The organism is Neisseria sicca VK64, assembly GCF_000260655.1.
Classification (GTDB): Bacteria; Pseudomonadota; Gammaproteobacteria; order Burkholderiales; family Neisseriaceae; genus Neisseria; species Neisseria sicca_B.
Genome location: NZ_AJMT01000024.1, coordinates 1 through 11,824 on the forward strand (window position 1 = coordinate 1; position 11,824 = coordinate 11,824).

Sequence of the window (11,824 nt, forward strand, 5' to 3'; positions counted from 1 at the left end):
GCGGTTTGGGCAACCTGATTTTGCTCGGCATCGACCGCAACAACATGGCGATGACGTTTACCGGCGCGTTGCTGTCCGCCCTGCTCGCCGTATTGGTCAGCGGCGGCATCGGCATACTGCAAAAATCGAAACACAAAATGCCGATTACCGCTGCCCTACTTGCCATCCTTATCGCCATCGGTTTGGCACCGATTTTTCAAACGAACCCATCCGCACAAAAAATCACCATCGCAGGCAAGCTCGGCAGCGAACCCGACATCCTCATCAATATGTACAAACAGTTGATTGAAGAAAATAATCCGCGCGCGCAAGTGATGCTTAAACCCAATTTCGGCAAAACTTCATTTCTGTTCAACGCATTAAAAAGCGGCGAAATCGACATCTACCCCGAATTTACCGGTACCGTCCTCGAAAGTCTGGTCAAAGTCCCTGCCGAACAGCAAAACCGCCGCCTTTCCCCCGAACAGACCTACCAAACCGCCAAAGACCTGCTCGTCCGACAGCACCGGCTGACCTTTTTGCCGCCGATGGCATACCAAAACACCTACGCCCTCGCCGTCAGTCAAGACTACGCCGCCGCGCACAATCTGCACAAAATATCCGACCTCAAACGCGTGCAGAACCAAATCCGCGCCGGCTTTACCCTCGAATTTACCGACCGCGCCGACGGTTACAAAGGCCTGCAACAACACGGCATACAGTTTAGCCACCTCTCGACGCTCGAACCCGCCCTGCGCTACACCGCCCTCCTAAACGGCAAAATCGACCTCGTCGAGGCCTATTCCACCGATAGCGACCTCAAACAATACCGCCTCACCGTCCTTTCAGACAACATCGCCCTGTTTCCCTCCTACCAAGGCGCGCCGCTGATGAAAACCGAGTTTGCCGAACAGCATCCCGACATCGTGAACGCATTGAACAAACTGGCAGGCAAAATCAGCGAAGCCGAAATGACCGAAATGAACTACCGCGTGAAAGTAGGCGGAGAAAAACCGGCGGACGTAGCGCGGGATTATTTGCAGAAAAACGGTTTGATAAACGATAAGGGCAAATGATTCAGGTCGTCTGAAAAACGGTTTTCATTTTGTTGAAACAGATTTTCAGACGACCCCTCAAGTTGCAATAAGCCGTTGATTAGACTATAGTGGGTTCTCGATCAATATAAACATCAAGGAAATGGATCATGAGCGGCAAATTAGACCAAATCAGCGGTAATGTAAAAGAAAAAGCCGGAGAACTGTTAAACGACTCCAAACTCCAAGCAGAAGGCGTAATCCAACAAGGCATCGGCAAAGTCAAAGAAGTTGCCGCCGACATTGAGGAAAAAGCAAGCGACGTATTGAAAAAAGGCAAAGAAGAAGCAGGACATCTGGTTGACGAGGCAAAAGAAAAAGCCGAAAACCTGATTGACGACATCAAAAGCAAGTTCTAATCCCCTCTTGTCTTAAACTATGTCAAAAGGCCGTTTGAAACACGATTTCAGACGGCCTTTATTTCAATCAACATAGCAACGGCGCAGCCACCCTAAAATCGCCTGTTCCACATTCAATCAAGCTTCAGACGACCCCGCCGGATAAATTAGATAGATGAATCTAATGCTTTAACGATTTTACCGAATCCCGACTCGAGATACGCATCGCTCAACCCTCAACAGGAGAAGCACCATGCCTTCCGCCAAGCTCATCCAAAAACTCAAACCCGCCCTGCAAAACCCGCTTCCGCCCGAACAAGACGACATCCTGTTGTGCCTCGACTCCGACAACGTCACGGGCGACAACGCCAAATACATGAACATGTACAACCGCCTCGCCCGTTGGTACGATTTCGGCGAACGCTGGATAGCCCGCTTCAGATACGGCAACAGCATCAACGAAATGCGGCGCAGCCTGATGGGCGAACTGGAATGGCGGCAGGACTGCACCGCGCTCTACGTCTCCATCGGCACAGGTACCGACTTAAACTACCTGCCCGCCAACATCGACCCCTCCACGCTGGACTTGACCGGCGCCGACCTGTCGCTCGGCATGTTGGAACGCTGCCGCGACGTATGGCGGAAAAAAGCGGCAGGCTTGGACTTGGTACACTGCAACGCCGAAGACTTACCTTTTGCCGACAATATGTTCGACGTCGTATTCCATGTGGGCGGCATCAATTTTTTCAGTGACAAGCAAAAAGCCATCAACGAAATGCTGCGCGTCGCCAAACCCGGCACCAAAATCATGATTGCAGACGAAACCACTGACTTCATCCAACAACAATACAAAAAAAGCCTATTCACGCGGAACTACTTCCAAGACACCGATTTCGACCTGACACAAATCGAAAACTGCATCCCCGAAACCGCACAGGAAAAGAAAACGCGACTGCTGTGGGGCAACCGCTTTTACTGCATTACCTTCCGCAAACCTGTTTGAAAAACGCCATAAACGCAATCGAGAAGAAATATGCCAAACCATCAAAATCGGAGCATAACATGAACATTCCCTTTGCGGCCGCCGCCCTGCTGTTGGCCGTGGCATTTTTTGCCCATCTTTTTGTCGGCACCCGCGAAACCTTAAGTCTGAAACCCGATGCAGAAAACAGCACGCAACAGGGTACGCGCAACTGGATGCAGGCTGTGTGCATCTTCCAGTTGGTCAGCGTAGATTTGCTGTTGCTGGCCGCCACAGCCTGCCTGCTTGCGTTCACACGGATTTTCGACGGTATGGAAGCCGCCGCTGCCCGTTTTGTTGCCGTTTATCTGGGCCTGTGGTGCACCGTGTGGCTGATACAGCTTAAAATGGCCGGTGCGCGCGGCAAAAATTATTTCCTACTCGGCCAGTGGATATTGTTTTTATTGTGCGCCCTGCTGATGCTGTGGGGCGCGTACTAAAAAAACCGCGCCGCCGCCCAGGCAGGGCGGATAGCGCTTAAGGCCGTTTAAAAGTGCAGGCTGCCTTTAAAGGTCGTCTGAAAACACATTTATAGTGGATTAAATTTAAATCAGGACAAGGCGACGAAGCCGCAGACAGTACAGATAGTACGGAACCGATTCACTTGGTGCTTCAGCACCTTAGAGAATCGTTCTCTTTGAGCTAAGGCGAGGCAACGCCGTACTGCTTTAAAGTCAATCCACTATACTTTTTCAGACGACCTCGGAATCTGACAAGGTCGTCTGAAAACCGCATCTATAAACTCAAACATCAGCATATCCATACCCGATACGGCTCATGCTGAAACCCAATGTCTCAGGCAAATTTAACGTCTTTATCGGGTCTCGACCCAAGCTGCGCTTACCGATTTGAATCGGCTATACTACCGCCTTTCCTTAACACACACATTGTCATGAGTACCAAAAAATTTCCCGTCCCCCTCAGCTATTTCAGCATGCCGTTGGGACTTTTCGCGCTCGGTTTGTCTTGGCGTTACGGCGCGCATATCGGGCTTTTGCCGCATTGGGCTGCGGAAACGCTTTTAGCCGCCGCCTTTGCGCTTTGGCTGCTGCTGGTCATTGCCTATATCATCAAAATCCGTTTTTTCCGCCCCGAATTTTTGCAGGATTTGCAGGATTTGGTGCAATGCTGCTTCATCAGCGCGATTCCGATTACCACGATGCTGGCAGGTTTGGCAGCCTTACCCTATCAAACGCTACTGGCAAAAGGGTTGATTTTGCTGGGAACGGCGGGACAGTTGGCATTTGCCATGTACCGCGCAGGCGGCTTGTGGCGCGGCGTCCATACCCTTGACGCCACCACGCCGATTGTTTACCTGCCCACCGTTGCCACCAATTTTGTCAGCGCGACCGCAATGGCGGCATTGGGTTGGTCGGATTACGCCTGGCTGTTTTTGGGCGCGGGGATGTTTTCATGGCTTAGCTTGGAAGCCGCCATATTGAGCCGTTTGCGTACCGGCACACCCGTCAACGCCCCTGTGCGCGGTATTGTCGGCATTCAGCTTGCGCCCGCTTTTGTCGGCTGCGGCGCCTATTTCGCCGTATCGGGCGGGCACATCGATGCCTTCGCGCTGCTTTTAATCGGCTACGGCTGCCTGCAATTCCTGCTACTGCTGCGCCTTCTGCCTTGGATGCTGGAACAGGGTTTCAGCCCTAGCTTTTGGGGTTTCTCGTTCGGTTTGGCGGCAATGACGGGCTGCGGTTTCCATTTGATTGCCGAACAGCGTTTACTGTTTTTAGGCTATTTCCTCGCCACCGCAGGCTCCGGCTTGGTGATGCTGCTGTTGCTGGCGACTTTGAATTTGGCGAGACAGGGACGGTTGTGGGTGAAATGAAAAATCTTGCGGCTTAAAGGCGTGATAAAACGGACATGATCTCAGGTCGTCTGAAAACTACATTTGGAAATTCAAACCGATGAAGATAAACCCTGAAAACGGCAGCATCATCCTGCCGGACGGCAACATTATTGGCGCACACACCACGCTTGATGACTGGATTGCATCCTTCCCAAAATCCAGCCCGAATCATCTGCAAGCGGGAATAACATTTTTCAGTTTGTCATTTACCAAACAGTCTGAACAATACACCCTTACCGCTCGGTTCGAGCAGCAGCGGCTGGAGCGCTTATCCATATTCTTCTGCCCGATAGGCGAGGACAATAGCTGGGCAGCATGGTCGGAGGAGCGCGAATTGCAACGTAGAAAACAGTTTGATCGATGGCTGGATAAACAACTGGGCGACGCCCCTTGCGCCATTGAAACATCGGCATCTGGCAAATGCCGTCAATTCGCCTGGGGCAATGCGGGCGCGTATTACCACAATAAAGACGGCAGTACGATGATCGTCATCAGTTATCGCTGAACGCCTTTCAAAGGACACCCCATGCACTACCAATCGCTAACCGCCGCGCTGGAACAATACAGCGGCAACCTGACCCATAATCCCACCTCCCCAAACAGCCTCGCCCTGCATATCGACCGTCAAACGCAAGGCTGCCTGAAACTCCACACACCCGACGGCATCAGCCTCAGCCTGACTTGCCACGATGAACCCGTGTTCTGGTCGTTCCACAGCCACGATTTATACGACGTTTACCTCGTCCGCAGCTACGCCGAACGCTGGCAGGCATACCAACCCGTCGGGCACATCGGCAGCCGCGCAAACGAACACATCGCCCGCCAACCCGCCGCAAAGCAAGGCCTGTTGTGGAACAAATATTTCATCGAACAACTCGCCGCCCACAACGCAGGACTGTTTGGCATCGGCGAATGGCACTTCGACTACCGCCCCGCCCAAACCCTGCCCCCGCAATGGGGCGAATGCTGGCACGACACCGCCGTAGGGCAGCCTGAAACCGACGAAAACTACCATAAATGGCTGTTTTCAGGCAGCCGTTTCGACGCGCTGGACAACAATTTTTATACCCAAGCCGAACGCTTCATCGCCCTGAAAACCCACCACACCGAAGACGGTCGTCTGAAATATTGGCGCAAACGCGCACGGCAAAACCAACTGCCGCCCGTCTTGGTGTACGAACTTCCCGCCCTGTCCGACCGCTGGCTGATTTTAGACGGACACCTGCGCCTCGCCGCCGCGCTTACCGAAGGGCAACTGCCGCCCCTGATTACCATCCAGGCCACCACCGCCCGAAACAGCCCGCAAACCGTCGCCGAACACGAAACCGCAAAAACCGCCGCCCTGTCGCAATACGAAAAAATCGCCAAACAAACCGACCACAATCCCCAAGCCTTAAACGCCGTCAGCCAAAACATCGTCCAAGCTTTCGATACCCGCCCCTACCTGCTGCACACCACCCGCGCCGCCGCCGACATCGCCCCGAAAACCTGGCTGCAACAATTGCAAACCTACGCCGCACAACACGGTTTCGCCGAAGAATTTGAACGCGTTTGGACAACGGAATCATGGCCGATGAAACGGGTTGCTGCTTTTCAGGTCGTCTGAAAAGGTCAGGTTGTTTTAAACTTTTCAGACGACCTCAACAGGTAAACCCTTCCCACCCTGCCCCACACCAATAATTTCCACCTAATTTTCCCCACATACAATCCCCACAAACGGCGCAGACCGCTTCATATTCCCATCCGTAAGGACCACTACCATGAAAAACATTAAATTTACCTTAGCCATATTTTTCGGCGGCATATTCGCTTTATGGCTGCTTGCTACATCATTTCCAGACCAGTGGGGCGTATTTCCCGTACGCAACCTATTGCTACAACTAACTGGCACCATCAGCATACTGGCCATGAGTGCCTGCCTGATACTTGCCGTGCGTCCCAAAATACTCGAAACCCCGCTCGGCGGGCTGGACAAAATGTACCGCCTGCACAAATGGCTCGGCATCATTGCCTTTTCAGGCAGCATCCTGCATTGGACCTGCAAACAATTCCCCAAATGGCTTATCGCGCTTGGTCTGATTGACGGCAAAAAGCCGCCGCGCCCTCCGATGCAGGAAATATTGACATTAAAAGATTGGCTGGCTACCCAACGCCACTTTGCCGAAGAAGTTGGCGAAATCGCTTTTTATGTTGCCCTCGTCCTGCTTATCGCCGCCCTCATCAAACGTATACCCTACCGCTGGTTTGCCAAACTCCACATACTTATCGTCCCCGTTTATCTCGCGCTCGTATGGCACGCCATCGTACTGGCAAATTTTGCCTATTGGTCGCAACCGCTGGGATGGCTGCTCATCGCCGCCTTACTTTCAGGCATCGCCTGCTCGCTGATTGCCCTATTCAAACGCATCGGCAACCCGCAAAACGCCACCGTATCCTCCCTAAATCAAAACGGCAACCTACTTTCCCTGACCCTGAATGCCCCAAAATGGCAAGGACACCGCGCAGGACAATTCCTCTTTTTACGCGCACACGGAGAAAGCCACCCCTTTACCATCGCCTCCGACTGGCAGCCTGATAACCAACAGCTCACGCTCGTGATCAAAGACTTGGGCGACTACACCCGCCGCCTGCCGCAGCGCCTGAATATCGGCGACACCGTGCAAATCGACGGCGCATACGGACGATTCGACTTTTCCGATGGACAAGCGCAAATCTGGGTCAGCAACGGTATCGGTTTTACCCCATTTCTCGCACGACTCAATGAACTGGCCAAACAGCCCGCCACCCAGCCGACAGACTGGTTTCATGCCGATAGAAACCTGCCTGCCGAAACATTAGCCCACTGGCAAAATTTAGCGCAACAAGCCAATGTCAATTTCCACTATATCCCCTCCGAAACCCAAAGGCTCACCGCCGAACATATCAGTCAGACCGTCCGCGACAGCACAAACCGCAGCCTGTGGCTCTGCGGCAGCCGCAGTTTCACACGCAGCATCTCAGGCAGCCTGAAAACGCGGTCGCAACATTTGGAATTCTTCGAATTCCGCTAAACAGTTGCAAATATAGGGCAGCGTGAAATACAGCCCTAACCTAGCCCAAACAAAATAGTCCACACCTTCAAAACGAAGTTGTGGACTGTTTTTTGCTTTTCAGACGACCTTTACTACTTCTAAAAGGTGGTCTGAAAATCCGTCTACACTAAAACCACTTTTTCAGCTACCCTTCCCCTATCATTTTCCTCCACTTCCCAAGGAATTCCTCATGAACATCGCCATCACTGGTTCCAGCGGCAACATCGGCGGCATGGTCGCCCGTCATCTGAACACACGCGGTCTGCCGCTTATCCTGCCGCTGCGCAACCCCGCCAAAGCACCCGACCTGCCGAACTGCGAGGCGCGGCGGTTTGCCTATGGTGATTTGGAGCTTGCCAAACAGGCGTTAAACGGGGTGGACGTGCTGTTTATGGTGTCCGCCGCCGAAAGCCCGACGCGTGAGCAAGAGCATTTGACTTTGGTGCAGGCTGCTTCGGAAGCGGGCGTGCAACACATGGTCTATCTCTCTTTTGCGCAGGCGGCGTTGGACAGCACCTTCACGCTGGCGCGCACTCATGCGGTTACCGAAAATGCAATCCGGCAAACAAATATGCGCTACACCTTTCTGCGCGACAATTTTTACAGCGAGATGATGGCAACGATTGCCAACGCAGACGGCATCATCGCAGGTCCTGCCGACGACGGGCGCGTTGCCTGCGTTTCGCAGCGCGATGTCGCCCAAGCGGCGGCAAACGTCATCGCCGACATCGCATGCGACAACCACCGCCACGACAATCAGACCTACACGCTGACAGGTTCCCAATCATTAAACTTCGCTGAAATAGCCGCCGTCCTAACCGAAATTACCGGCAAACCACACCTCTACCACAACGAAACCCTAGAAGAAGCCTTCGCCAGCCGCAAAGCCGCGTACCCTGACGCGCCCGACTGGCAGATTGAAGCATGGGTTTCCACCTACACCGCCATTGCCAAAGGCGAACTTGCCGCCGTTTCAGACGGCCTGCCGAAATTGTTGGAACGTGAGCCGCGCCGCTTTGTCGAAGTTGTAAAGGATATTTATGATGCAGCCTGAACACAACACCCCCTTAATCGAATTCAAAAACGTCAGCAAACGCTACGACAGCCACACCGCCGTGAACGAACTGAACCTGACCATTTACCAAGGCGAGTTTTTCGTGTTGGTGGGCGGTTCGGGCAGCGGCAAATCCACTACGCTGCGCATGATTAACGCGCTGACCGAGCCGACCGACGGCGATGTTTATTTCAACGGCAGGCGTATCAAAGATTACGACATCCGCGGGCTGCGCCACCGCATCGGTTATGTGCTGCAACAAATCGCCCTGTTCCCCAACATGACCGTGCGGCAAAACATCGAGCTGATGCCCGACATTTTAGGCTGGGACAAGCCGAAGCGCACATCGCGCGTGAACGAACTGCTCGAGCTGGTCGGCATGCCGCCCGAAACCTACCTAAACCGCTATCCGCACGAACTTTCCGGCGGCGAACAGCAGCGCATCGGCATCCTGCGCGCCATCGCCGCCAAACCCGACATCCTGCTGATGGACGAACCCTTTTCCGCCCTCGACCCGCTTGCCCGCGCTTCCCTTCAGGAAACGGTTTCCCTGATACACAAAAAACTCGGCACCACCATCGTTTTCGTTACCCACGACATGAACGAAGCCGCCAAACTCGCCTGCCGCATCGGCGTGATGCACCAAGGCAGGCTGGTGCAGGTCGATACGCCGCAGGATATTCAAAACCATCCGGCGGATGATTATGTGCGCTCCCTGTTCGGCGCGGCGCAGCCGGAAAACACCACCTCCGCCGACGAAGTCATCAACCTTTACCGCCGTTTGGACGCGGACGGCAAAGCGCGGGTAAGGGAACACTGGGCAAAAGAAGAAAACAAAGAAAATTAGAAAAAGGGTCGTCTGAAAACGTCAAAATGGTTTGAGGCAGCTTGCGATATTTGTTTGAACGCTGCCGAAGCGTCGTTTTCAGACGACCTTTTCCCAATCCGTATCCCGATATTGTTATAATCCGAGCTGTCCAGACCAACCACCGATTTATATCCATATGAATACCTTCATCCTCCACGACACACGCCCTTATCCGCAGACTCCGGTTAAAAACCATTTACTGATAAACGCCTCACTGCTCGCACACGGCACGACCGCCGCAACCCGCAAGATCGCCGTGGGGCAGCTGCAAACCGAAATCCGCAGCCAGCTTCATCAAAACTACTACGTCAACTTATCCGTCGCCATGACCATGGCGCCCGATGTAGAGACTTACAACGCGCTGATGCAGAGCATCAATCAAGTCTTATCCGCCGAAAACGAAGACGAAGCCCAATGGTTTGCCCTGCCCGTCGTCATCGTCGCCGGCTGCAAACAGGAGCGATCGCTGCCCCTGACGCTGCCTACCGAGGCACTGACCGCCTGCCTGTCCAACTATCCCCACTTGCGCGCTTTAACGCACAACACCCAATGGCTGCCCTTCCTCGCCCATTCAGACGACCTAAGCGGCATCACGCCCGAACAGTGGTGGAACGCGAAACAAAACAGCGAATCCGCCGCCGCGTTCCTGCAAACCTTTGAAGACAAACCGCTGATCTGCCCCGAAGGACAGTCCGTCCACGTCGTTTACGCGTTGGGCTACGGCGACAAAAACCTGCAAACCGCCTTGGGCGTCAACCTGCAACAGGCAGGCCTGCCGCTGATGCAGGTTTGGCAGGAAAGCCTTGCCGCCACCGGCGTTACCCTCTTCACCAATCCGCTGTCCCCGAACACCCCGCTCCAAGCCCTGACCGACGGCAGCCACACCCGTCAGCGCATGGCGATGGACGTGTTCGCCACCAACGCCATCCGCGCCATCCGCATGCAGAGTCCGCGCGTCGGCGTCGTCATCGCTGCAAGGGCGGGCGGGCAGATTCTGTTCGGCTTCAACGCAACCGACAGCGCGTTTGAAGTCGTCCCGCAAGTGTTCGTGTGGAACCTTTCGTCTTCCGACAACATCGCCGTCATCCAACACAACTTCCTCGACCTGATGGCGGAATGCCGCGTCGAGCATATCCGCATCCTGCACGACGTTTTGCCGGAAAATGCCGACCTGCCGACCTACGCGCAGTCCCTGTCCCTGGACGGACACAACCCATTCTTCTCCGAACACGCCTAAACTGCCTATGAAAAACCATTCCGTACTCTTCGTCTGCCTCGGCAACATCTGCCGCTCCCCCATGGCGGAATACGTCCTGCGCCACCGCGCCCGCGAAGCAGGCGTAGCCCACCGCGTCCGCACCGACAGCGCTGGCACATCCGGCTGGCACGATGGCGAAAACATGCACCAAGGCACGCGCAAAATCCTCGCGGCCCACGGCATCGACCATCAAGGTTTTACCAGCAGCAAAGTGCGTTCCGAAGATTTCGATGAATTCGACTTCATCATCGCCATGGACGACAACAACCTTGCCGAACTGGAAAAAATGTTCGGCAAACACCCTGACAAAATCTTCAAACTCACCGACCTCATCCCCGAAAGCGGCTACCGCCACGTCCCCGACCCGTGGTACACCGGCGACTTTGACGAAACCTTCAGGCTTGTGGACGCAGGCAGCACCGCGCTGCTGAAAAAGCTGGGTTTGGTTTGAATCGCTTTGCAGTGTTTAAAGTTGAACGCAACGCAATAAAAAAGGTCGTCTGAAACCTCAAATTTGGGTTTCAGACGACCTTTTTCCCTATCTTTATAGTGGATTAACTAAATCAGGACAAGGCGACGAAGCCGCAGACAGTACAGATAGTACGGAACCGATTCACTTGGTGCTTCAGCACCTTAGAGAATCGTTCTCTTTGAGCTAAGGCGAGGCAACGCCGTACTGGTTTAAAGTTAATCCACTATATCTATGCCGGATTATGAGGGCTGTCCGATTTTCCTGACCTTCTTAGCATGCAAACACGCAATAATCACCAAACAGGAGACAACGAAATATACACCCGAAACAAACATAAACAGCATAGACATCAAGCCTTGCCCCATATCACCGCAGCAAAGCGGCGTCGAATTGCTCCAATACAAAAACAGATAGGCGCCATTAAGAATCGATGTCGCCCAAAGAGAGGCAGGCATATATCGCTTGAAATAAAGATAAGGCAGGCATAGGAAAAATTGCACCAACAGACCAAACCCTGCAACCTCAAGCGCCTCCTTCGGTTCATTCGCCCCTAAATCAAAATATTGCGCCCAAGCATAAGACCATAAGGTCATAACGATGACAATCACAACAGCCGCGCTCAACAAAGAAAAAACCCGCTGTTGCTTGTTTTGAAATTGAAAAAACACGATACGTCCAAACCTCCTCAGAGCGGCACTTTCAAGCCCATTGACATCATAGTGGATTAAATTTAAATCAGGACAAGGCGGACGAAGCCGCAGACAGTACAGATAGTACGGAACCGATTCACTTGGTGCTTCAGCACCTTAGAGAA

Annotated in this window: 13 protein-coding genes; 12 read left to right on the plus strand and 1 reads right to left on the minus strand. The window is 53.5% G+C overall.

All coding sequences use genetic code 11. The features are described from left to right. From HMPREF1051_RS01740 to HMPREF1051_RS01795, 12 genes are all read left to right on the plus strand, one after another. Positions 1-1,055: glycine betaine ABC transporter substrate-binding protein (locus tag HMPREF1051_RS01740; RefSeq protein WP_036491198.1), on the plus strand; the 1,055-nt coding region annotated here is incomplete at its 5' end. 128 nt (positions 1,056-1,183) lie between these two features. Continuing rightward, positions 1,184-1,432, plus strand: coding sequence for a CsbD family protein (locus HMPREF1051_RS01745; protein WP_003763541.1), 249 nt, complete (start codon positions 1,184-1,186; stop codon positions 1,430-1,432). Positions 1,433-1,664: 232 nt separating this feature from the next. Beyond that, entirely contained in the window at positions 1,665-2,414 is a 750-nt protein-coding gene (locus tag HMPREF1051_RS01750; protein WP_003763547.1) for a class I SAM-dependent methyltransferase, read from the plus strand. Positions 2,415-2,473: 59 nt separating this feature from the next. Continuing rightward, a complete protein-coding gene (locus HMPREF1051_RS01755) occupies positions 2,474-2,872 on the plus strand; it encodes a hypothetical protein (RefSeq protein ID WP_003763550.1) in 399 nt (132 codons plus the stop codon). Positions 2,873-3,324: 452 nt separating this feature from the next. Then, the gene (gene tehA / locus HMPREF1051_RS01760; protein ID WP_003763555.1) at positions 3,325-4,266 is read left to right on the plus strand and encodes a dicarboxylate transporter/tellurite-resistance protein TehA; all 942 of its coding nucleotides are present in this window, start codon (positions 3,325-3,327) and stop codon (positions 4,264-4,266) included. Between the two features lie 79 nt (positions 4,267-4,345). Further along, the gene (locus HMPREF1051_RS01765; protein ID WP_003763540.1) at positions 4,346-4,792 is read left to right on the plus strand and encodes a hypothetical protein; all 447 of its coding nucleotides are present in this window, start codon (positions 4,346-4,348) and stop codon (positions 4,790-4,792) included. A gap of 21 nt (positions 4,793-4,813) precedes the next feature. Further along, positions 4,814-5,893, plus strand: coding sequence for a hypothetical protein (locus HMPREF1051_RS01770; protein ID WP_003763535.1), 1,080 nt, complete (start codon positions 4,814-4,816; stop codon positions 5,891-5,893). A gap of 154 nt (positions 5,894-6,047) precedes the next feature. Continuing rightward, the gene (locus HMPREF1051_RS01775) at positions 6,048-7,337 is read left to right on the plus strand and encodes a ferric reductase-like transmembrane domain-containing protein (RefSeq protein ID WP_003763538.1); all 1,290 of its coding nucleotides are present in this window, start codon (positions 6,048-6,050) and stop codon (positions 7,335-7,337) included. A gap of 211 nt (positions 7,338-7,548) precedes the next feature. Further along, positions 7,549-8,412: an SDR family oxidoreductase gene (locus HMPREF1051_RS01780; RefSeq protein ID WP_003763554.1), complete on the plus strand. Its 864-nt coding sequence runs from the start codon at positions 7,549-7,551 to the stop codon at positions 8,410-8,412. After that, positions 8,399-9,259, plus strand: coding sequence for an ABC transporter ATP-binding protein (locus HMPREF1051_RS01785; RefSeq protein ID WP_003763558.1), 861 nt, complete (start codon positions 8,399-8,401; stop codon positions 9,257-9,259). Before HMPREF1051_RS01780 ends, HMPREF1051_RS01785 begins: the two co-directional genes overlap by 14 nt. A 157-nt stretch (positions 9,260-9,416) precedes the next feature. After that, positions 9,417-10,517 carry a hypothetical protein gene (locus HMPREF1051_RS01790; protein WP_003763537.1) on the plus strand — a complete coding sequence of 367 codons (1,101 nt, stop codon included), beginning with the start codon at positions 9,417-9,419 and terminating at the stop codon, positions 10,515-10,517. Between the two features lie 7 nt (positions 10,518-10,524). Beyond that, the gene (locus HMPREF1051_RS01795) at positions 10,525-10,989 is read left to right on the plus strand and encodes a low molecular weight protein-tyrosine-phosphatase (RefSeq protein ID WP_003763545.1); all 465 of its coding nucleotides are present in this window, start codon (positions 10,525-10,527) and stop codon (positions 10,987-10,989) included. 260 nt (positions 10,990-11,249) lie between these two features. Here the strand turns inward: HMPREF1051_RS01795 and HMPREF1051_RS01800 are convergent, their stop codons facing one another. Further along, a complete protein-coding gene (locus HMPREF1051_RS01800) occupies positions 11,250-11,678 on the minus strand; it encodes a hypothetical protein (RefSeq protein ID WP_003763534.1) in 429 nt (142 codons plus the stop codon). Positions 11,679-11,824 lie beyond the last annotated feature (146 nt).